Source organism: Shewanella sp. HL-SH5 (assembly GCF_051163755.1).
Taxonomy (GTDB): Bacteria; Pseudomonadota; Gammaproteobacteria; order Enterobacterales; family Shewanellaceae; genus Shewanella; species Shewanella glacialimarina.
The window spans coordinates 1,606,700-1,628,564 of sequence record NZ_CP195038.1 but is presented as its reverse complement, the minus strand read 5'-3'; the positions used below and the strand labels follow the sequence as shown (position 1 = coordinate 1,628,564).

Annotated in this window: 17 protein-coding genes; 9 read left to right on the top strand and 8 right to left on the bottom strand. The window is 39.6% G+C overall.

What is annotated here, in order from left to right:
- Positions 1-26 precede the first annotated feature (26 nt).
- Complete coding sequence (fucP, locus tag ACRWQM_RS07005) at positions 27-1,340, bottom strand: L-fucose:H+ symporter permease (protein ID WP_434931685.1); 1,314 nt, start codon at positions 1,338-1,340, stop codon at positions 27-29.
- A gap of 311 nt (positions 1,341-1,651) precedes the next feature.
- Here fucP and ACRWQM_RS07000 point away from each other — a divergent pair, with 311 nt between their 5' ends.
- From ACRWQM_RS07000 to ACRWQM_RS06970, 7 genes are all read left to right on the top strand, one after another.
- Positions 1,652-2,980, top strand: a complete 1,329-nt coding sequence (locus ACRWQM_RS07000; RefSeq protein ID WP_434931684.1) for a GH1 family beta-glucosidase — start codon at positions 1,652-1,654, stop codon at positions 2,978-2,980.
- A gap of 34 nt (positions 2,981-3,014) precedes the next feature.
- Positions 3,015-4,340, top strand: coding sequence for a glycoside-pentoside-hexuronide (GPH):cation symporter (locus ACRWQM_RS06995; protein ID WP_434931683.1), 1,326 nt, complete (start codon positions 3,015-3,017; stop codon positions 4,338-4,340).
- A gap of 128 nt (positions 4,341-4,468) precedes the next feature.
- A complete protein-coding gene (locus ACRWQM_RS06990) occupies positions 4,469-5,470 on the top strand; it encodes a LacI family DNA-binding transcriptional regulator (RefSeq protein ID WP_226415112.1) in 1,002 nt (333 codons plus the stop codon).
- A 393-nt stretch (positions 5,471-5,863) separates the two neighbouring features.
- Positions 5,864-8,842, top strand: coding sequence for a TonB-dependent receptor (locus ACRWQM_RS06985; protein WP_434931682.1), 2,979 nt, complete (start codon positions 5,864-5,866; stop codon positions 8,840-8,842).
- Positions 8,843-8,952: 110 nt separating this feature from the next.
- The gene (locus ACRWQM_RS06980) at positions 8,953-9,687 is read left to right on the top strand and encodes a SapC family protein (protein WP_434931681.1); all 735 of its coding nucleotides are present in this window, start codon (positions 8,953-8,955) and stop codon (positions 9,685-9,687) included.
- Between the two features lie 9 nt (positions 9,688-9,696).
- Positions 9,697-10,704: a cupin-like domain-containing protein gene (locus ACRWQM_RS06975; RefSeq protein WP_434931680.1), complete on the top strand. Its 1,008-nt coding sequence runs from the start codon at positions 9,697-9,699 to the stop codon at positions 10,702-10,704.
- A gap of 16 nt (positions 10,705-10,720) precedes the next feature.
- Positions 10,721-12,211 (top strand): tryptophan halogenase family protein, encoded by a 1,491-nt coding sequence (locus tag ACRWQM_RS06970; protein ID WP_434931679.1) that lies wholly within the window; start codon positions 10,721-10,723, stop codon positions 12,209-12,211.
- A 199-nt stretch (positions 12,212-12,410) separates the two neighbouring features.
- Here ACRWQM_RS06970 and ACRWQM_RS06965 read toward each other — a convergent pair whose 3' ends face one another.
- Positions 12,411-12,800 carry a winged helix-turn-helix transcriptional regulator gene (locus ACRWQM_RS06965; RefSeq protein WP_226415073.1) on the bottom strand — a complete coding sequence of 130 codons (390 nt, stop codon included), beginning with the start codon at positions 12,798-12,800 and terminating at the stop codon, positions 12,411-12,413.
- A gap of 106 nt (positions 12,801-12,906) precedes the next feature.
- Here ACRWQM_RS06965 and ACRWQM_RS06960 point away from each other — a divergent pair, with 106 nt between their 5' ends.
- Positions 12,907-13,668 carry an SDR family NAD(P)-dependent oxidoreductase gene (locus ACRWQM_RS06960; RefSeq protein ID WP_434931678.1) on the top strand — a complete coding sequence of 254 codons (762 nt, stop codon included), beginning with the start codon at positions 12,907-12,909 and terminating at the stop codon, positions 13,666-13,668.
- Positions 13,669-13,736: 68 nt separating this feature from the next.
- Here ACRWQM_RS06960 and ACRWQM_RS06955 read toward each other — a convergent pair whose 3' ends face one another.
- From ACRWQM_RS06955 to ACRWQM_RS06930, 6 genes are all read right to left on the bottom strand, one after another.
- The gene (locus tag ACRWQM_RS06955; RefSeq protein ID WP_434931677.1) at positions 13,737-14,507 is read right to left on the bottom strand and encodes a substrate-binding periplasmic protein; all 771 of its coding nucleotides are present in this window, start codon (positions 14,505-14,507) and stop codon (positions 13,737-13,739) included.
- Complete coding sequence (locus tag ACRWQM_RS06950; RefSeq protein WP_434926453.1) at positions 14,504-15,115, bottom strand: DUF502 domain-containing protein; 612 nt, start codon at positions 15,113-15,115, stop codon at positions 14,504-14,506. Before ACRWQM_RS06950 ends, ACRWQM_RS06955 begins: the two co-directional genes overlap by 4 nt.
- A gap of 131 nt (positions 15,116-15,246) precedes the next feature.
- Positions 15,247-15,957: a phosphate signaling complex protein PhoU gene (gene phoU, locus ACRWQM_RS06945; RefSeq protein WP_226415065.1), complete on the bottom strand. Its 711-nt coding sequence runs from the start codon at positions 15,955-15,957 to the stop codon at positions 15,247-15,249.
- A 108-nt stretch (positions 15,958-16,065) separates the two neighbouring features.
- Complete coding sequence (gene pstB, locus ACRWQM_RS06940; RefSeq protein ID WP_434931676.1) at positions 16,066-16,884, bottom strand: phosphate ABC transporter ATP-binding protein PstB; 819 nt, start codon at positions 16,882-16,884, stop codon at positions 16,066-16,068.
- 26 nt (positions 16,885-16,910) lie between these two features.
- The gene (gene pstA, locus ACRWQM_RS06935; protein ID WP_434931675.1) at positions 16,911-18,569 is read right to left on the bottom strand and encodes a phosphate ABC transporter permease PstA; all 1,659 of its coding nucleotides are present in this window, start codon (positions 18,567-18,569) and stop codon (positions 16,911-16,913) included.
- 58 nt (positions 18,570-18,627) lie between these two features.
- Positions 18,628-20,880, bottom strand: coding sequence for an ABC transporter permease subunit (locus ACRWQM_RS06930; RefSeq protein WP_434931674.1), 2,253 nt, complete (start codon positions 20,878-20,880; stop codon positions 18,628-18,630).
- A 191-nt stretch (positions 20,881-21,071) separates the two neighbouring features.
- Between ACRWQM_RS06930 and ACRWQM_RS06925 the strand changes: the two genes are divergently transcribed.
- Positions 21,072-21,578 carry a glycine cleavage system protein R gene (locus ACRWQM_RS06925; protein WP_434931673.1) on the top strand — a complete coding sequence of 169 codons (507 nt, stop codon included), beginning with the start codon at positions 21,072-21,074 and terminating at the stop codon, positions 21,576-21,578.
- Positions 21,579-21,865: the final 287 nt, after the last annotated feature.

Sequence of the window (21,865 nt, the reverse complement as noted above, 5' to 3'; positions counted from 1 at the left end):
TGTGTTAAATAACATTTTAAGATCCTTTAAATTGACTCGTTAGGACGGTTAGCATTACAGCCAATGAGTCCGTAATAACCAATAAAACCATAACAAAGCAGTGGTAACACAAACGCTACTTGAATACCAAATGAGTCGGCTAACATCCCTTGTAACAATGGCACTACAGCGCCACCGACAATGGCTAAACATAAAATGCCTGAACCTTGGCTGGTATATTGTTTTAAATCCTGTAACGCCAAACTGAATATCGTTGGAAACATAATTGAGTTACATAACCCGACTAACAATAATGCCCACATAGCAGTTGTGCCTTCGGAAAATATTGCCGTAGCCACCAGCACACAGGCAAAAATAGCGTTGAATGCCAACACCTTGCCAGCGTTAACCTTCTGCATAACCAGCGCACCAATAAAGCGTCCAACCATGGCACCACCAAAATAGTAAGCTATGTATTTAGCCGCCTGTGATTCTGTTAACCCACCAATTTCATCTTGGGTTAGGAAGTTAATCAAAAAGCTACCAATACCCACCTCTGCCCCCACGTAGACAAAAATCCCCACCGCGCCTAACACTAAATGTGGATAACGCCATGCGCTACCAGAGCCAGATTGATGGCTTTCGCTTGGATCTTTTTTACCTAACAAGGGTAATTTTAAAAACATAAAAATAATTGCTAGCAGAAATAATGCGGCCGCAAGAATTAAATATGGCACTTGTACCGTACTGGCTTGCTCAGCAACCGTTAAAGTAGCGATAGCTTGATCTAGCTCAGTAACCGAATCTGGATGTTCAATAGTTGATAGAATTAACCAACTGCCAAAGAATGGCGCAACTGTTGTCCCCAATGAGTTAAATGCTTGGGTCATAGTTAAACGTGATGAAGCGGTATTTGCTGGCCCTAAAGTACTGACATACGGATTAGCAGAAACCTGTAAAATAGTAATCCCAGATGCCAACACAAAAAAAGCAAATAAAAACATATTGTAAGAAGCTAAACTGGCAGAAGGATAAAATAATAAACACCCTATGCAGGCAATAACTAAACCGGTAATGATACCTTTTTGATAGCCGATTTTACCGACTAGATTACCTGCAGGAATAGACACAATGAAGTATGCACCAAAGAAGCAAAACTGCACCAACATGGCCTGGGTATAACTTAAATCAAACATGTTTTTTAAATATGGAATGAGGATGTCATTCAGACAAGTCAAAAATCCCCACATAAAAAATAACGACGTTAATGCAATTAACGCAAAACGGTAATTCCCTGACTGATGCGGTGCATCTTGTGCCACGGTAGTTTGAATTGATGCATCAGAAGTTGCCCCGGCCATATGTTTCCACCTGTTATAGTTATATGTTTGTTTAAAAGCGTGTGTAAAACAAGTTATCGCGTTTTTACGCTTAAAACTTGTATTGACCTTTTGATAATTAATCACTAGTCTCAATGTAAGCGCTTTCATTTTTAACATAACGATAACCGATGTCAACGATTTTTGATTCAAACTAAACATTTTTTGACGTGATTGGTCAACAACGAAGACAAACCGTGAAGTGATGCAAACGCGCACTTAAAGACTTTACTCAGCCAATTTCGTTTCGACATAACATGGGTCAATTCAAACAAAACTAAGTGAATAGAAATATGAAAATAACCTTACCCGCTACATCACCTATGCTTTCTAAGGATTTTACATTTGGAGTGGCTACCGCCTCATTTCAAATTGAAGGCAGCGCACACAATCGCTTACCTTCTATTTGGGATACATTTTGTGCAACCCCGGGGAAAATTAGTGACGGTTCTGATGGAAAGCAAGCATGTGAGCATGTGAAGCTATGGCAACAGGATGTTGAGCTTATTGAATCACTGGGGGTTGATGCTTATCGTTTATCTATTTCATGGCCTCGAGTAATAAAGCAAGACGGCAGCCTGAACTCAGAGGGTGTTAACTTTTATATCCAGTTATTAGATAGCTTACTTGCTAAGGGCATAAAACCTTATGTCACTTTATATCACTGGGATTTACCGCAGCATATTGAAGACAACGGTGGCTGGCTCAATCGCAGCACTGCATATTTATTTCAAGACTATGCGAGCAAAATAGTGGCTGCATTGGGCGACAGAGTGCATTCTTATGCCACCTTTAATGAACCTTTTTGCAGCGCATTTTTAGGCTACGAAATTGGTATCCATGCACCAGGTAAAGCCAAGGTCGCTTATGGTCGTCAAGCTGCGCACCATATATTATTAGCGCATGGCTTAGGTATGCAAGTGCTACAAAAACAAAGTCCTCATACTCTTAATGGCATTGTACTTAATTTTACCCCTTGCTACCCACACTCATATAACATCGCTGATATTAACGCAGCCAAAAAAGCCGATGAATATATGAATCAATGGTATATCAAGCCGCTTTTTGATAAATGCTATCCGGATATCATCAATGACTTATCTGATGATGTCCGCCCGGTGGTTGAAGCTGGCGACTTTGATATCATTGCGCATAAAATCGATTTTTTAGGGATTAATTTCTATACTCGTGCAGTATATCAAGCCCATCCAGAAACCATTTATGCCCAGGTCGATATGGTCAATGCTCCGAAAACGGATATGGGCTGGGAAATATACCCACAAGCCTTTACCGATTTATTAGTATCGCTGAGTCAAACTTACCCTTTACCACCTATCTACATAACCGAAAACGGCGCAGCCATGCCTGACAAGTTAATTGACGGTCAGGTGAATGATGTCGATCGTATCGACTATTATCAATCGCACCTCAATGCAGTAAACAATGCTATAACCCAGGGTGTTAATGTGGCGGGTTATTTCGCCTGGAGCTTGATGGATAATTTCGAGTGGGCGGAAGGATATTTAAAACGATTCGGTATTGTATATGTTGATTATCACACTCAACAACGTACCATAAAAGCCAGCGGTAAAGCCTACCGTGACTTAATTAGTTCTCGTTAGAAGCGTCATAAAATCAGAATAATAAGAGGCTAGGATGATCAGCATAAAAGAGAAAATTGCCTACGGATTAGGTGATACTGCCAGTAATATTGTGTTTCAAACTGTGATGTTATTTCTCACCTTTTTTTATACCGACATTTTTGGTATATCGCCCGCATTTGTGGGCACTATGTTTTTAGCTGTTCGCTTAATTGATGCGATAACCGACCCCTTAATGGGGGCGTTAGCAGATAGAACCAATACTAAGTGGGGTAAATTTCGCCCCTACTTACTCTGGTTTGCGTTGCCATTTGGGGTGATCAGTGTGCTGGCATTTACCACGCCTGATTTGTCTGAAGATGGTAAAATGATTTATGCCTTTGTCACTTACACGGCATTAATGATGGTTTATACCGCTATCAACATACCTTATTGTGCGTTAGGTGGCGTGTTAACTGCCGATCCTAAAGAGCGTGTATCGGTGCAATCATATCGCTTTGTGTTTGCTATGTTAGGCGGTCTACTGGTATCTGGATTAACTCTCCCACTGGTCGAGTTTTTAGGCCAAGGCGATCAAGCCAAAGGGTATCAACTGACGATTGCTGCGATGAGTATTTTAGGCGTAGCGATGTTTCTAACTTGCTTTTGGGGCACTAAAGAGCGTTTACATCCACCTATTGATCAGCAATCTAGCTTTAAACAGGATTTAGCTAATTTGTTAAAAAATGATCAATGGCGAATACTGTCAATAGCTTCAGTGTGTTTGCTTTCTGGTATGGTACTCAGAACCAGCTTGGCGATTTACTACGTTAAATACTTTTTGAACATGCCTGATTCTATTACCTTATTTATTACCTTAGGTATGTTGGGTAACATTTTTGGTTGTATGTTAGCAGAGCCGCTAGCCAAAAAAGTCTGTAAAGTTAAGGCCTATATAAGCTTACAGGTTATTGCCGCTGCTTTATGTATTGCCAGTTATTTTGTCACCGCAGACCAAACGACACTTGCCTTTATTATGTTTATTGCTTGGGGTTTTACCTTCAACATGGCCACTCCCCTTTTATGGGCAAAAATGGCAGATGCGGTTGATTATGGGCAATATAAAACCGGCGTTAGAATTACTGGGATGATTTATTCATCGATAATTTTCTTTATTAAGTTGGGCGTTGCTGTTGGCGGCGCTGCTGCTGGTTGGTTATTGTCTGGTTATGGCTATCAAGCCGATACCGCTCAAACACCAGAAACCTTAAAGGGTATATTAATGTCGTTTACCCTATTTCCTGCTATTGGCTCAATTCTTGTTGCCGTTGTGATGAGTTGGTATACATTAGACTCTGCCAAGGTAGATGAAATTCATTTGCAACTGAATAAGCAAACCTAGTGATTATCGTTAAGTTTAATCACAAATACTTTCACTATTTTTGGTTTTTATTTGTTTGATTTCCAAATGTAATAGAAACCATGTTAACCTTCTGCCGATTTTAATTTATACAAGAAGCAAGCAAAAATATGGCGACAATTTACGATGTTTCAATACTGGCAGGTGTTTCACTCGCGACCGTATCGCGGGTGATGAATAACAACACCAAAGTCAGTGATAAAACTCGACAAAAAGTGCTAGATGCTATGGCATCATTAGGTTATCGCCCTAATACTATTGCACAATCGCTTGCTTCTAGTTGTTCAAATAGTATCGGGGTTTTGGTGTCTCAATTGGACGGTCCATTTTATGGCCCAATGATGACCGAAATCGAAACGGCACTTCGCACAGCCAATAAACACGTCATCATTGCCGCAGGGCACGCTGATGAGGCGCAAGAAAAAGACAGTGTCGAGTTTTTGTTGAGTCGAGGCTGCGATGCTCTCATTTTAGATGTCGAAGCGGTTTCTGATGAATACCTGATCGAACTGCATAAACAAAAAACCCCTATTGTGTTGATCAACCGTTACATAGAAGCGTTAAAAGACAATTGTATTTATCTTGAAAATGAACGTGGTGGCTATCTGGCAACAGAATACATTTTATCTTTAGGTCATAAAGATATCGCCTACATTTCTGGGCCTATGTACAAACGAGACGCCAGAGACAGACTCCAAGGTCACCAAAGAGCATTAGCAGAGCATAAAGTCATGTTTGACCCTGCTTTGTGCTTTGAGGGAAACTTCCGTGAATTTGGCGGTAGCGATGGGATGAGGCATTTGCTCAGCTTAAATAAAAAATTTACTGCTGTAGTGTGTGCCAGTGACCAAATGGCATCAGGTGCGATTGCTATCTGTTTAGATAAAGGTATTCGCGTACCTGCTGATATCTCATTTATCGGTTACGACAATACCCCCTTCCCTCAATACATATCACCCAAACTCACCACAGTCAGTAACCCGATTGATGAAATGGGTAAAATGGCAGCATTTTGGGTATTAAAAAATGTCTATAAAAATGACAAGGTCACTGTCGATTGTTCATTTTCACCAGCACTTTTCGTTAGAGACTCAGCAATAACGGCAACGTAATCTTTGTCCTCATAAAATCCTAAACGTAACTAAAACTTGTGTAAATGGCCATTTGCATATCAGCTGAGTCAACTCTGCTTACTGCTACTTGGAACATATCCTCAACACCACAAAGAAAGCGCTTACAAAACAACATTAAAGCCACACCAATTATTTACTATTAAATACAGCAACCTATAGAAAAAGCCTACATAACACCTCACAAAAGTTAATGAAATGTTGATTTTAATTACCATTTATATTGACTCAGGTTACAAATTAATCTAGTTTTATGTAAGCGCTTACATGACTATCAACAACACTGTGACGCTAATAGAGAATTACAAATCGATTTGCACTTTATTCAAGGGCAAACTATAAAATAGTAAAATCTAGTCAATGGGGATTTCCTAGATGAAAACAAGAACATTTACCAAAACTAAGCTAGCAACAAGCCTATCACTTGTGCTTGGGCTCAGTTCAATGATGCCAGCTCACGCTGCTGATGAAGCCGCTGAAGAAAATATTGAAGTGGTTCAGGTTAAAGGCATACGTGGTAGCTTAATTAAGTCAATGGACATTAAACGAAGCTCTCAGGGTGTAGTTGATGCCATTAGTGCTGAAGACATGGGTAAATTCCCAGACACTAACTTAGCCGAATCATTACAGCGTATATCAGGTGTATCAATCGACCGTTCAAACGGCGAAGGGTCTAAAATTACCGTTCGTGGTTTAGGGCCAGATTTTAACCTAGTGACATTAAATGGACGTCAAATGCCGTCGTCCAACTTAGAAGCAACCACAACAAGCAGCTCACGTTCATTTGACTTTGCTAATATTGCTTCAGAAGCAATCAGTGGTGTTGAAGTTTATAAAACAGCAAAAGCCGATGTTTCAAGCGGTGGTATTGGCGCTACCGTTAATATCCAAACAGCAAAACCATTAGATAATCCAGGGCAACAAGCTTCTTTTGGTGTTAAAGGAGTAATGGACCAGTCGACTGATGAAGGTGATAACATTACCCCTGAACTGTCTGGTATCTACAGTAATACCTTTGCTGATGACACCATTGGTATTGGCATTTCATTTAGTCACCAAGACAGAAATGGTGCCACAAAAGAAGCCGTTGTTCCTCAATGGCACACTCAAGCCATCGCTCCAGTTGATGGTTGGAACGGTGGTGTCAATAATACTGATTGGGATGAGGGTGATACCTTTAACCGCCCACAACAGTTCCGTTATAACTTTACCGAATTTGAACGCAAAAGAGATAACGGTCAGGTTGTTTTTCAATACGCACCAACAGATGACCTAACACTTACAGCTGATTATACAATGTCACAGCAAACCGTTTCATCGACCTCAAACGGTATCGGTGCATGGTTCTGGGAAGGCGAAACGATTGACGGTAATTTAAATAAATTTACCGATGGCCCAAATCATTCACCACTTGTATGGCATTCTGGTGCGGGTCCTGATTTATCTTTTTCTACTTCTGAATCTGGCCAAAAGAACAAAAATGATTCAATCGGTGTTAATTTAGCGTGGGATGTTAACGATAATCTAACCCTAGAACTGGATTACCATAACTCTTCAGCCACCTCAAAAGCAGATAGCCCATACGGCAACAGCTCTGTAATCGAATATGCTGTTAACTCACGTCAAAGTACCACAATTGACTTCAGATCAGACTTCCCTGTTATGTCTATCGCGCAATTAGATGGCTTAACTGGTGCTCCATCTGAACTAATTGCTACCGGTAGCTCATTAAGAAACAGTCAGTTTACTAATGATTTAGACCAAATCCAACTACGTGGTAAATACGTATTTGATGATGGCTTCATTACTAGTGTCGATTTTGGTGTATCGAAAACTGATAATGATGTCAGAGCATCTATTATGACGGCTCAACGTGATACTTGGGGCGGCGAAGGCAGTGTTGATGATGTTAGTGATAGCCTATTTACACCAGGCAGTAGCTCAGGTCAATTAAGTGACCTGCCAACAACTGGCCAAAATGCTGCTGGTGACCAGATAAATCTTTTCGACCTGTTCTACAAATTTAGTTTTGCAGACGCAGCAAGCGAAATCGCTTCTTATGCAGCGCCTGATAATAGCGGTAATCAAGTATCACCTGGTGTATGGCCTTGTAGCGATCGTTTCTGTGTCAATGACAACTGGACAAGAGATGAAATGATAGCTGAACAATATCAGGCTATTTTTGCTCAAGTTAACATGGAATTTGATATTTCAAATATGCCGTTAAATGTCTCTGTCGGTTTCCGATATGAAGATACAGATGTTAATGCGAGTGCTATGGTGCCAGCATATACAGGCATTGATTGGGTTTCTAATAATGAATTTGCAACCATAGATACTGGTGAAAGTGCATTTACCGATTTCAACGGTAGTTACGACAACTTTTTACCTAATATTGATGCTAGCTTAGGTATTACTGATGATTTAATTGCAAGAGCATCAATCGGAAAAACCCTTTCAAGACCAACTTACAATCACATTCGTGGTGGTGTAGGTATTGGTGAAGTAAGACAAGGATTTGCTACAGCAAACAGTGGTGATCCAGGGTTAGTGCCTTATGAATCGACAAACTTTGACTTTTCCCTAGAATGGTATTTTGCTCCTGCGAGCTACGCATCTGCTGGATACTTCAAAAAAGACATTGAAAACTTTATTGGTACTCGTACAACCAAGGGTAATTTGTTTGATTTAAGAAATCCAACTAACGGCCCTCGTTATGCAGAAGCCCTTGCTGCGGTTGGAAGCAGTGATAACGCAGCAATTAGACAATACATTTTCGAAAACTATCCAGAATCTAGTACAGTCACGGGTGCAGACTCAAACGGAAATCCAACAGGTAATATCCACTCAACGGCTGAAGATAGCCTAATTGATTTCGACATTACCAAACCATTTAACGAGCGTGATGCTTCAATTGATGGTATTGAACTTGCTTTCCAACATACATTAGAAATGGGTTTGGGTATGCAAGCCAACTATACTTTTGTATCTAGTGATGCAGAGTATGACCCTAATGTATTTGATAGCCAGTTTGCACTACCTGGTTTAAGTGATACTGCAAACGTTGTGGCTTTCTATGAAAACTATGGGTTTTCACTTCGTGTCGCTTACAACTGGCGAGACGAGTTCTTAGTCTCAACCAATAACAACCTTAATAATCCACGTATTAGTGAGGCTTATTCGCAAATCGATATCAATGCTAGTTATAACATAACTGAAAACTTCATCATTTTTGCTGAAGGCATAAACATTACTGATGAAACACAGCGTATGTATAGCCGTCACAGCAGTGAATTACTGAATGCTATTCAGTCAGGTGCTCGTTACAACATTGGCGCACGCTACACTTTCTAAAAGTGAGCTATATTTAAAAAACCGCCTTCTGGCGGTTTTTTAATAATAAAAACAAGTGCAAAATTTTACATTATTTCATATTAATGAATTTAAATTATAAGAGATAAATTATGTCAAACCACCAAATGTTAAATAATGAGCAACATAAAAACTTAAAGGTTCACACCAAAAGAAGTTCAGATTTAGGTGATAATGTAATGCTTACACTCACTTTCCCTAGTGAGTTTTACGCTATTCAGTCTTACTATCCCATTGTCTTTTATAAGAACGAATCAACCGAAGAGTTTCAAGCATTCGCATTATTAGGTTTAGAGAAAAAAGAAAATCTATTTCTTTCACCAGATGAAAATTGGGATTGCGGCTATGTTCCACATACTATTAAGGCGCAACCATTTTTAATTGGTTATCAAAATCAAGAAATAAATGGTCAGATTCAAAAACAAAAAGTCATCCACCTTGATGCTGATAGCCCAAGATTAAATGAACACGAAGGTGAAAATATATTTACTCAGTATGGTCAAAACACACCATTTATAGAACATATAGGTAATATTTTAGGGGAAATAGACCAAGGATTCGAAGATAGTAAACAATTTTTCCATTTATTAAACCAATTTAATTTACTTGAAAAGTTTGTTTTCGATATCAAATTGAATGACCAAAGTAGCAATAGATTGTCTGGTTTCTATACCGTAAACGAAGATACTTTAAGCAATTTGTCTTCCCAGCAACTTTTTGAACTAAACCAGAAAGGTTTTTTAAAACCTCTTTATATGGCTAGTGCGTCTATGCTAAATATGAGCGAGTTGATAAAAAGAAAAAATCAGAGATTACAAACAAAATAGAGGATTGACATGTTAGATACGCTGAAAAAAGTGGTCACTGTAGAGGGCATATCTGCTTCTGATGTCCCTTCTTTTGTAGTTAATTCTAAACAACCTCTGATACTCAAGGGCTTCATTAACCAATGGCCTATAGTCAAAAAAGGGCATGAGTCTGAAGATACTTTAAAAGACTATTTATTAAAGTATGCTAACAATTTAGCACTCACCGTTGGTCATGGATCCCCAGATATCAATGGTCGAATTTTTTACAATGATGAGTTTACCGCGTTAAATTGCAAAGCGTACAAAATGTCATTAACCGAATTGTTTAAGCATATTGCTCAGTCTAAGGGGAATGAAAAACCGCCGTTATACTATATGGGCACAACATCTGTTGATAACTATTTTTCGAGCTTAAGAAATGAAAATGATATCCATATAGAGGGCAAATCTCCAACAATGAACTTCTGGATGGGCAATCAAAGTACTATACCGGCTCATTATGATGTACCTCATAATATTGCATGTAACGTATACGGTAAGAGACGATTTACTTTATTTCCGCCAGAACAACTTGAAAATCTTTATATTGGACCGCTTGATTTTACCCCTGCGGGACAATCAATTAGTCTAGTAGACATAACAAAGCCAGACTTTAAAAAATACCCTAAATTTCAAGATGCCCTGCAACATGCTCAAGTGGCAGAACTAGAAGCTGGGGATGCATTATTTTTACCCAGCATGTGGTGGCATCATGTAGAAGGCTTATCCCATTTAAATTTATTAGCGACCTTTTGGTGGTCAGCAACCGATTATGCTACCGACGAGTCAGGTAATGCTTTGCTTTATGCAGTAATGGCATTAAGACATTTACCGGAAGAAAAGAAGCGAATGTGGTTAAACCTGTTTAACCACTATATCTTCGATGCTCAGCCTCTCGACCATATTCCAGAACATGCTAAAGGTATGCTTAATCCGCAAAGTGAAACAACACTTAGAAATTTTAAAGACTACCTAATTAAACGTTTACGATATTAGAAAGGATAATGAATAAATGAATAATTTATCAGCTGTAAAAAATGTTGTAATTGCAGGCGGAGGAACCGCAGGTTGGATGGCAGCAACAGCACTAGCAAAACTTATTGGTAATAAACTGAATATTACACTAGTAGAATCAGATGAAATTTCTACTATTGGTGTTGGTGAAGCAACAATTCCGCCCTTAGTCACGTTTCATAAAATGTTAAAAATTAATGAAGCGGAATTTATGAGTAGTGTCAACGCCACATTTAAACTGGGTATCAATTTTGAAAATTGGAAAGACACTAGCAGCGAATATTTCCATTCTTTCGGTACCACTGGCAGAGATTGCTGGGCAACGACTTTTTTACAATTTTATAATCGCAGCAAGCAGGAAGGTTATCAGGCAAACTATGAAGACTACTGTTTAGAGCTTCAGGCGGGAATGAATCAAAAATTTGCCCATTTACCTGATAGTGGTTTGAAGTATGCCTACCATATAGATTCGACTTTGTACGCACGGTTTTTACGCACTATATCGGAACAGCACGGTGTAACAAGAATAGAAGGTACTATTGATAAAGTTAATATCGATGAAGAGTCTGGCTTTATCACCTCGTTAAGATTGACTTCTGGACACATTATAGAAGGTGATTTATTTATTGATTGTACCGGCTTCAGAGGTGTTTTGATTGAGCAGGCTTTGCATACCGGCTACGAAGATTGGTCACATTGGTTACCCTGCGACCGTGCTGTAGCCGTTCAAACAGAAAGTATTGAAGACCCTAAACCTTATACTCGTTGCATTGCTCATGAGTCTGGATGGCAATGGCGTATACCGTTACAACATAGAACGGGTAATGGGCTTGTTTACTGTAGCAAGTATTTAAATGATGAAGATGCTGAACAATTATTACGTAACAATGTTGAAGGGAAAATATTAAAAAAACCACTTTTTATTAAATTTTCCCCAGGCCAACGTAGAAAGCATTGGAATAAAAACTGTGTTGCATTAGGTTTATCTAGTGGATTTATTGAGCCCTTAGAATCAACAAGTATTCATTTAATTCAACGCGGTATCATTAGATTGATGCAAATGTTCCCAAAAACAGGCATTACTGACAGTGTAATAAATGAATATAATTTCCAAGCCAAAGAAGAAGTTCAATATATTCGGGATTTTATCATTCTGCATTATCATCTCACCAACAGAAATGATTCAAACTTCTGGCGTTATTGCAGCAAAATGGAGGTTCCAAGTTCATTAACACATCGACTTGAACTATTCAAAGACCATGGCTATGTATTCAAGGCTCCTTGGGACTTATTTGCAGAAAACTCTTGGATTCAAGTAATGCAAGGTCAAGGTTTATCCCCTCAAATGCACCACCCTATAGCGGATATGATGTCTGATAAAGAACAAGATATGTTTATGAATGGGATCAAAAATTCCATTTCACAAACCGTTCAGTCGTTACCAACTCATAAACAATATTTAGATCAATATTGTAAATCAAAAGGCTAACTGGCTTTGATATGAGCATTAACACTATTTTTAATGCTCATTTTTGCAAAGTGGAAGCTCTATTAATTGCACTATTAATTGCACTATCCCTGAATTCACTTCGAAGAGCGACATTTATTCTCTGTGATTTACGTCCTGTTAAATACATTAACGTCCGTGTTTAGTCCTATTTTAAATGTCTATTTGTTATGCAAAATGACTAGTCGTTAGCTATTTCGTTATCGTTATCATCAATCTCAATTGTTGTATCAAAATCATTGGATATTTCAACTTGTAGTTTTTCAAGCTCGTCGAGTATGCGAATAAATTTCTCACCAAATTCGGTGACGTTATATTCCACCCTAGGTGGCACTTCGTTAAAGGTGACTCTTTTTAAAATACCAAATTTGGTGTTTTTCTGCAGGCAAGTGTTCAGCACTTTAGTGGTTAATCCATCCACCGACCGCACCATTGCCCCTGGCCGATTAATACCATCAGACAATAATTGATACACGGTTAATGACCATTTACAGCCATAAATTGTCTCTACCATTCGGGCACTTCGCTCGGGAGCTGACTTCTTTAAATATTTTTTTTCGTTAGTTTTCATTAAAACGTACCAATATGTACCTACTACACTTGATTGTGCCTACTTTTCAATAGGCTAACGGCTTTTGTAATATGTGTCCACACCTTACAAACAAGTTGAGAAAATTATGATACCAACACAAGTGGCAATGATTATAGGCGGTTCAAGCGGCATGGGACTGGAGACAGCGAAGCAACTTCACCAACAAGGTGTTGATGTGATTATTATTGGCCGTGATGCTGACAAGTTAGCCCAAGCAAAACAGATGTTAGCGGGCGCGGCGAAGGTTGAATCAATTGAAGCGGACCTTTACTCAGCTGCAGATGTAGAACGGCTAATTAGCACGATTAATCAATCGACTCGCCACATTAAATATCTTGTCAATGCTGCAGGTTATTTTAACCCTACCCCATTTTTAGACCACAAAGTGGAAGATTTTGATATTTATGCTGATTTAAATCGTGCGACCTTTTTTATCTCCCAGGCGGTTGCCAATAATATGCGTCATCATGGTGGAGGCTCCGTGGTCAATATTGGCTCTATGTGGGCACATCAAGCGATTAAGGCGACGCCATCATCTGCATATTCGATGGCTAAGGCTGGGCTTCATTCACTTACCCAGCATATGGCAATGGAATTAGCTGAATATAACATCCGGGTTAATGCGGTAGCGCCTGCGGTGGTTAACACCCCAATATATGGCGCATTTATCGACGAAAAAGACATGGACAGCGTGCTGGCTTCTTTCGATGCATTTCATCCTATTGGTAGAATTGGCACCGCGACAGATATTGCCAACACGGTTTGTTTCTTACTTGGGGATCAATCAACTTGGGTAACCGGAGCGATTTGGGATATTGATGGCGGTGTAATGGCAGGCAGGAACTAACGTTTTAATTTGGCTAAATGTTAAAAAGGCCTAGTCGCCTTTTTAACATCATCGCTGCGTATTTAATATTAATCTAATACGTTTTTCTCAGCATCGGCAATTATCAGGTGTAACTTACCCGACTTAACTAAGTTCTTAATGCCGTTATCGATAATAGGCACAAGCTCTTTTTTGTTCGGATGAATATATACATAAACAGGTTGCGTTTTTATGGTTGCTGATTGCACGATTAAATTATTTGCGTGCATTTTATTGATAGTGGCCATGCCATCCATATAACTGGCAATGACCACATCAACTCTTTTCTTGTCCAATAAATCCATCATTTTTTCAGTTGTAGTAGAGTAGAATACCTTTTTAGGATCAAGCCCTAAGTTTTGTGTATGCTTTACCCCGGTTAATACCCCTACATTTAAATCAATAATATCGGCAACAGATGCGATTTTATACTGAGTATCTTTACGGGTAAAAAAAGCAGTTTTTATTTCATAATATGCCGTTGGTACCCTAATAAAATCCGGGTTATCTTCACCATAACGCCAAACTCGCATAATTTCACCGTTGACTAACCCCTCACGCATATTCCGTTCAGCACGCGGAGCGGGTAACATTTCAATATTACAATGTAACTGCTGGATAAAACAAATCTGATCTAATACTACTCTGCCAATATTTTGAATTGATGAGTCAGCAACACCCACAAAATGATTAGTAGTATCGTCACTCAATACTTGGGGAGTAAAACCCAGAATAAACAGGCATAACAGCGACTTTAGCTTTTTTTGACAACTTCTATACGCTTGAAATGAAATAAATAATCTAACTAGGGCATCCTTCATTGGTTGCTCTCTTGTTGTTTTGCGACATCATTAGCTTTAGTCGTTGAAATACCTGCTGTCAAATTAAACCGCATAGCATCTTCAAATGACCAATCTACTTCAATTAAATCTTCACGCCTAACCAATGTGGTTACCCCTGCCATTTGATAACTGAGCTGAAATAATACTGGTACCCAGTCACCTTCCGGCAAAGCATCAGCTAAAGGCTGAGGCGGTTTATCGCTCATAATAGAGCCGACAATATAGCTACCATTAGCTTGTTTGATTAACACTGTTTGTTGCGGCTTAGGATTACCATCACGGTTCATTAACCCAGCCAAGTCTCGAATGCTGCCATAGACTGACTTAAATAAAGGGAACTTCATTAGTTGGCGCTCTAACCAGCCATAAAGTAGCACTATTGGGCTGACCGAAAATAACAGACCGGCAATAAACACAATAATTGCCACTAGGATAAATCCCGCACCGACAAACAAATCTGTAAAACCTAGCAGGCTGAGTAATAGCTTACCAAGTCCATCCAGTGAGATAAATAATGACCAGAATAACCATATAGATAACACCATAGGTAATAAGTTGGTCAGTCCGCGTGCTAATGTGTTTTTCATAGTGTGAATAATTAATTTTCGTTGCCAATATTCTGGCTATTAAAGCAAATAAAAACGCCTTAAGCGATGACTTAAGGCGTTTTATTATAGATAGGGTTTATTTACATATGCAGGCCATCAAACAAAATGGTTTACAGTTTTAAGTCTTTTTCCATATCTTCATATGAGGTGTGACGAACATCTTTACCCTTAACATAGTAAATAATGTACTCACAGATATTTTTACAACGGTCGCCAACTCGCTCTACAGCACGCGCAGCCCATAACACATCAAGTACACCCGGTATTGAACGCGGGTCTTCCATCATGTAAGTCATTAATTGACGAATAATACCTTCATATTCTTTGTCTAATTTAGCATCTTCTTTATGCAACTCTAAGGCTTGCTCGGCATCCATACGCGCTAATGCATCCAATGTAGCATGTAAAGTACGCGTTGCATGACGCCCCATACTTTCAATGCTAACCAATAATGGCTCTTGGCTTTTAGCGCGTTTGTCCACTGCCGCTTTAGCAATACGTACACAGGCATCGCCAATGCGTTCTAAATCAGTAATGGTTTTAGAAATAGCAAGTATTAAACGCAAATCGCTAGCTGCTGGCTGACGCTTGGCAATGATACGAGTACATTCCTCGTCAATCGCCACTTCCATACCGTTAACTTTATGATCGCCTTCGATAACCGTTTTAGCCAATTCGGCATCTAGGCCAGCTAAAGCATCTAATGCCTGCTCTAGTTGGCGCTCTACCAAGCCACCCATTGCCAGCACGCGATTACGAATATCATCAAGTTCTGCGTTAAATTGACCTGAGATATGCTTGTTTAAATTTACTTTTTCCATTTTATTCAACCCTAAGCTAATTTTTGAACTTTACGCTAATCTTTTCAATTGCACTCTAAGCCTACGATATCGAGTATTAGGCTTGGCAGTGTCATTAGTGAGTAACAATTAACCGTAACGACCGGTGATATAATCTTCTGTTTTACGTTTTTGGGGCGTAGTAAATATGGTATTAGTATCAGCATACTCAACTAACTCGCCCATATACATAAACGCGGTGTTATCAGATACACGGGCAGCCTGTTGCATATTGTGTGTCACTATCACTACGGTATATTTTTGCTTCAGCTCAGTGATCAACTCTTCAATCGTTAAGGTTGAAATAGGGTCAAGTGCCGATGTTGGCTCATCGAGTAACAACACTTCTGGCTCAATGGCAATGGCACGGGCAATAACTAAACGTTGCTGCTGACCACCTGATAAACCAAAAGCATTGTCATGCAAACGATCTTTTACTTCATCCCAAATAGCTGCACCACGTAATGAACGCTCTGCCGCTTCATCAAGTTCACGACGATTATTCAACCCTTGCAAGCGCAGGCCATATACGACGTTTTCATAAATTGATTTAGGAAACGGGTTCGGACGCTGGAAAACCATACCAACATTACGTCTTAGCGCTGCCACATCAACTTTTTTGTCATAAATATTTTGACCGTGCAGTAAAATTTCACCTTCTATTTTACAGATATCCACTAAGTCATTCATGCGATTAATACAACGCAGTAAGGTCGATTTACCACAACCACTTGGACCAATAAAGGCTGTAACCTGCTTTTTAGGTATTTTCATCGACACATTAAATAGCGCCTGCTTTTCTGCGTAACGTAAATCTAGGTTACGAATTTCTAAAGCGGTATCCTCTGCAGTTAAGTTAGCTAAATCTACCGTTTCAGTTTGCATGTTTGTACGATCAATCGAAATCATTTTAATTTTCCCTCAGGATATCGCTATTAGTGTTCTAGCGAACGGAATTTTTCACGTAAATGGTTACGCACGCTAATGGCGGTTAAATTTAACGCGACAATTACCGAGACTAATAAAAACGAGGTAGCGTAAACCAAAGGACGCGCTGCCTCAACGTTAGGGCTTTGGAAGCCTACGTCATAAATATGGAAGCCTAAGTGCATAAACTTTCGCTCTAAATGCACAAATGGAAAGTTCATATCTATTGGCAGTGTTGGGGCAAGTTTCACAACACCCACTAACATTAAAGGAGCAACCTCACCGGCGGCGCGCGCAACAGCTAAAATTAACCCAGTCATAATAGCGGGACTCGCCATTGGAATAACAATCCGCCATAGGGTTTCGGCTTTCGTCGCCCCTAACGCTAAACTGCCTTGACGCACAGCACTTGGAATACGGCTTAAACCTTCTTCTGTTGATACAATCACTACGGGTAAGGTTAAAATAGCTAAAGTCAGTGCAGACCAAATTACCCCTGGCGATCCAAATGTTGGCGCTGGTAATGCTTCTGGGTAAAACAATTGGTCAAGTGAGCCACCTAACATATACACAAAGAAGCCTAAACCGAACACACCGTAAACAATAGATGGCACGCCAGCTAAGTTAATCACCGCTATGCGGATCATCTTAGTGATTGGGCCTTTTTTAGCGTATTCGTGTAAGTATATCGCTGCAACCACACCAAATGGAGTCACTATAACAGCCATCAGCATAACCATAAACACGGTACCAAATATGGCTGGAAATACTCCGCCTTCGGTATTTGCTTCGCGTGGGTCGTCACTAACAAAACGCCCCATACCAATAAACCAGTGTCCAATTTTACCAATAAAACTCATGTGGTTAACATAGTTAACATCAAGAATACTGTCTAGCTTTAAGGTCACTTCTTCGCCGCGCATATCGCGAATAATTACCGAATCCCGTGCCGCTTTGTCACGTAATGCAAAAAGTGACTTTTCAAGGACTAAGTAATCTTGGTTAAGTTGATAAATGTCAGCCTCAATTTCTGCTTTGGTTGCTGCGGTCAACTTACCTTCTAACTCGTACTTACGCTCTTTTAAACGTAAGCGTTCAATTTCATAGTTAATTGTACCTATATCACTTTTTTGTAACGTTAATGCTTCGTCACCAATATCAACCGCACGGTTGATGTGATCAATCAATGACGTTTCAAGCGCGCCACCTTCAAGCGCTAGGCGCTTACCATCTTCGATAACCGCAATAGGATAACCGTAAAAGTTACCATTTTTAGTACGCTCAAATTTTGCGACATCTAATGGCGTGCTGCGACTCACTATGTCTGTCGCTAATATCCATCTAAAATCTAAACCAACAAATTCACGGTTACCGGTTTTCACCAAGTAACGCGTCACAAACTCTCCAGGATGTTGATTAAATTGGTGCCCAGCTGATATTAAGCGTTCAGTGGGGACTTCTTCTCGGTCATAAATTTCGCCAATAAGGGTACTTTTAATGCCTTTTTGATCCTGTAATTCCCACTGATAAACCTCAGCAGGCCAAAAGTAACTTAAGCCACGCCAAGCAATCAGAAGTAATAAGCCAATTACGGCAATCAAACTGATACTTACTGCGCCACCTGTCATCCAAATCCATGGTGAGCCTGATTTAAACCACTTACCCATTATATAAACCTCTCAAGACGACCGCGGAAATTGTGTATATAAAAGTCATCATTATTCCTTAAAGCGAACTGTAGCGGTCACGTAAACGTTGACGAACTACCTCTGCAATGGTGTTGAATACGAAAGTGAATATAAACAGCACGAATGCCGCTAAGAACAGCACGCGATAATGAGATGAACCAATTGCAGATTCTGGCATTTCTACTGCAATATTAGCCGCAAGTGTTCTCATACCTTCAAACACACTCCACTCCATTATGGCGGTATTTCCTGTTGCCATCAGTACAATCATGGTCTCACCTACAGCACGACCTAATCCCATCATGATGGCAGAGAAAATACCTGGACTTGCGGTCAGTAATACAACTCGCGTAAGGGTTTGCCAATTTGTCGCACCTAACGCCAAACTACCATTAGATAAATGACGCGGTACGGAGAAAATAGCATCTTCAGCAATAGAGAAAATGGTTGGAATAACCGCAAAGCCCATGGCAATACCGACTACCAATGCGTTGCGTTGGTCAAAGGTAATACCTAAGTCATTGGTGATGAATTGACGCGTGTTGCCATCAAAAAACATGATTTCAATGGTTGGGCTAATAGCAAATGAAAACCAGCCAACAAAAATAATCACCGGAATTAACATTAATTCCTGATAAGTTTCAGGCAGACGTTGCTTCCATTTTTGCGGTAACTTGCTCCAACAAAATGCGCTGGTTAAAATAGAGGTAGGTAATAGTATCAACAAGGCTAAAATGCCGGGTAAATGATCCTCAATCAGCGGCGCTAACCATAAACCGGCTAAAAATCCCAAAATAACTGTCGGCAGTGCTTCCATAATTTCAATGGTAGGTTTAACCACATTACGCACTTTAGGTGTCATAAAGTATGCGGTGTAGATAGCACCAGCAATAGCTAATGGCACAGCAAATAGCATGGCATAAAATGCGGCTTTCATAGTACCAAACGCTAACGGCATCAAGCTGAGTTTTGCTTCAAAATCATCTGAACCGGAGGTTGATTGCCATACATACTGTGGTTCAGGATACCCTTCATACCACACTTTTTGCCACATGGCGCTCCACGACACTTCAGGATGACTATTTTCAACCGCAAATAAATGTAGCTGCTTATCCGCTTCAATGATAAGCCCATTTGAACGCGGACTAAATGACATCAAACCTGGATTAGGTAGCTCAAATTTCTCATCAAACAAATTACGTTGGCTAGTAGCATATAATAGGGTTAACTCACCTTCAGGGCTCAATACTGCAAAGCTTTTACGATAAAACTCTGTCGCCATAGTGCTAATTGAAGCTAACTCGTCGAACTCACGAATGTACTGATATAAACGGCCGTTATCACTATTGACTTGAAAAAACTGACTCACAATACCTGTATCGTAACTGACCAATATTGAACTCGCACCGGCAAGTAAATTCACCTGTTTAATATTAGCATCGCCTTTTTTGACATCAATCACTTGCATCAACTCAACGGCTTCTGCATCACTGATATCATAAACATACAACTTATTGGCTGATGGTAGAATAAGTTGGCGATGATCTGGGGTCATTAAAGGCATTAATGATTTTGACGGCGCTTCTTCAATAACAGAATGATATGAAACCCACTCAACCTCTTCGGTCATCATATTTTCTTCACCATCAAGGCGATTGATATTCCACACACCCTGTTGGTCTTGGAATACAAAGCTCATGCGGTTGTCTGAAAAATCAAATGCTAAATGATGTACTGAACCATTAGCATTAATCGTTAATGGCTCTTGGTTCAAATAACGCACTTTAGGCGTAATCAAGCGTTGATTATCAGGATAAGTGACCTCGAAATCGATTCCCAGTACCAGCACCTGACCATTGCTTAATCCTAATGCAAAGCGTTGCTCATTCGGACTTGATTTCGCACTACTAGTCACGGTAGTTCCGATTGGAAGCTTAACAATATGCGAGGTGATAAGTTGGTTTGTTACCGAAGAATAAAAATCTACTTGGCCATCGCTTGCCACGCGAAATAACACTTCATTCTGTTCATCACTACCAACCATTAGGGTTGGCACATCAGTGTGTAACATGTTCACTTTACTGCTAGGCTGAATATCAGCACCGTCGAAAATAGGTTTAATCACGTATAGCAGATAGAAAAATATCAGTAATAACGCAACAAACACCATGGTGCCGCCAACAGTTACAGCAATTTGTGCTGCCTTATCCTTAAATGCTCTGCGTGTTGCATAGCGATCTACAAGTAGACTTTTAGCCGCAGAACCAGGTTGACTTACCTGACTTTCCATTAAGAACCTCTATATTTAATCATTCACTAAAATAGCGCTTTGATTGTGTAATTTACTGTGTTAACAATAAATGCTGATGACAATATATGTCTTTCATTATTAACCCAACTTAAAGTGGTTGGCATTATATGACGTAAAGATGACAGTAGTGTTACAGTCAAAATTTTAGTTTCATGTAGGAGAGGATATTTATGATGCGTTATTTGGTTACCCTGCAAGCTCCTGATAGAAAAGGCTTAGTTGAACAGATCGCTAATGCAGTAAGCCGTCAAGATGGTAATTGGTTAGATTCAGAAATGCGCCACCTGGACGGTATTTTTGCTGCAATATTACAATTAGAAATGCCCGTCGATAAATGGGATGCATTTGTTGATGCGCTAGAATGTATTGATGGCCTGTCATTAACTTATTCACAAGCCAGTCAAACCGCACCACCTATCAAACATGTAAGTTATCAACTTGTCGCTTACGATCGCCCAGGACTGGTGTTACATATTTCAAATAGTCTCAATGCGCTTGGGGTCAATATTGAGCAATTTAGCAGTCAATATGAAACAGCCAGTCATACTGGCGTGGCCTTATTTAGGGCGAATATGAGCTTAGGCTTAACCGAACTCATTCAAGAAGAACAAATCGTCGAGCAATTTTATAAATTAGGCGACGATGTTGTTTTAGATAAAGTCACTAGAACCAACTAGCGATAAATATGCAGCCAAACTGAGGCAGAGATTTAAATGCACTATTATATAGTGCATTTTAATTATGCCATCGAAATTATAGACTTCCACTAGCATGGAAATACTGTCATGCCTCAGTTTCTATAAGCTAGGAACTGTTGATTTTTCGACAAGGCTTTTACAACAGTTTGTCATCATTACACTTAGACATCTCACTTAGTATCGAAGTTAAGTATCTGATTATATATGGTCTATTAGTTAATCAGGAGTATACATAATGCTAGATTATGATAATCTTCATTTATAAG

What these genes read in the sequence shown, in the direction of transcription:
- pstA (WP_434931675.1), bottom strand. Translation starts at nt 18,569, where the DNA reads ATGGGTAAGTGGTTTAAATCAGGCTCACCATGGATTTGGATGACAGGT.
- ACRWQM_RS06930 (WP_434931674.1), bottom strand. Translation starts at nt 20,880, where the DNA reads ATGGAAAGTCAGGTAAGTCAACCTGGTTCTGCGGCTAAAAGTCTACTT.
- ACRWQM_RS06970 (WP_434931679.1), top strand. Translation starts at nt 10,721, where the DNA reads ATGAATAATTTATCAGCTGTAAAAAATGTTGTAATTGCAGGCGGAGGA.
- ACRWQM_RS06995 (WP_434931683.1), top strand. Translation starts at nt 3,015, where the DNA reads ATGATCAGCATAAAAGAGAAAATTGCCTACGGATTAGGTGATACTGCC.
- ACRWQM_RS07000 (WP_434931684.1), top strand. Translation starts at nt 1,652, where the DNA reads ATGAAAATAACCTTACCCGCTACATCACCTATGCTTTCTAAGGATTTT.
- phoU (WP_226415065.1), bottom strand. Translation starts at nt 15,957, where the DNA reads ATGGAAAAAGTAAATTTAAACAAGCATATCTCAGGTCAATTTAACGCA.
- ACRWQM_RS06960 (WP_434931678.1), top strand. Translation starts at nt 12,907, where the DNA reads ATGATACCAACACAAGTGGCAATGATTATAGGCGGTTCAAGCGGCATG.
- pstB (WP_434931676.1), bottom strand. Translation starts at nt 16,884, where the DNA reads ATGATTTCGATTGATCGTACAAACATGCAAACTGAAACGGTAGATTTA.
- ACRWQM_RS06955 (WP_434931677.1), bottom strand. Translation starts at nt 14,507, where the DNA reads ATGAAGGATGCCCTAGTTAGATTATTTATTTCATTTCAAGCGTATAGA.
- ACRWQM_RS06950 (WP_434926453.1), bottom strand. Translation starts at nt 15,115, where the DNA reads ATGAAAAACACATTAGCACGCGGACTGACCAACTTATTACCTATGGTG.
- fucP (WP_434931685.1), bottom strand. Translation starts at nt 1,340, where the DNA reads ATGGCCGGGGCAACTTCTGATGCATCAATTCAAACTACCGTGGCACAA.
- ACRWQM_RS06985 (WP_434931682.1), top strand. Translation starts at nt 5,864, where the DNA reads ATGAAAACAAGAACATTTACCAAAACTAAGCTAGCAACAAGCCTATCA.
- ACRWQM_RS06925 (WP_434931673.1), top strand. Translation starts at nt 21,072, where the DNA reads ATGATGCGTTATTTGGTTACCCTGCAAGCTCCTGATAGAAAAGGCTTA.
- ACRWQM_RS06990 (WP_226415112.1), top strand. Translation starts at nt 4,469, where the DNA reads ATGGCGACAATTTACGATGTTTCAATACTGGCAGGTGTTTCACTCGCG.
- ACRWQM_RS06965 (WP_226415073.1), bottom strand. Translation starts at nt 12,800, where the DNA reads ATGAAAACTAACGAAAAAAAATATTTAAAGAAGTCAGCTCCCGAGCGA.
- ACRWQM_RS06980 (WP_434931681.1), top strand. Translation starts at nt 8,953, where the DNA reads ATGTCAAACCACCAAATGTTAAATAATGAGCAACATAAAAACTTAAAG.
- ACRWQM_RS06975 (WP_434931680.1), top strand. Translation starts at nt 9,697, where the DNA reads ATGTTAGATACGCTGAAAAAAGTGGTCACTGTAGAGGGCATATCTGCT.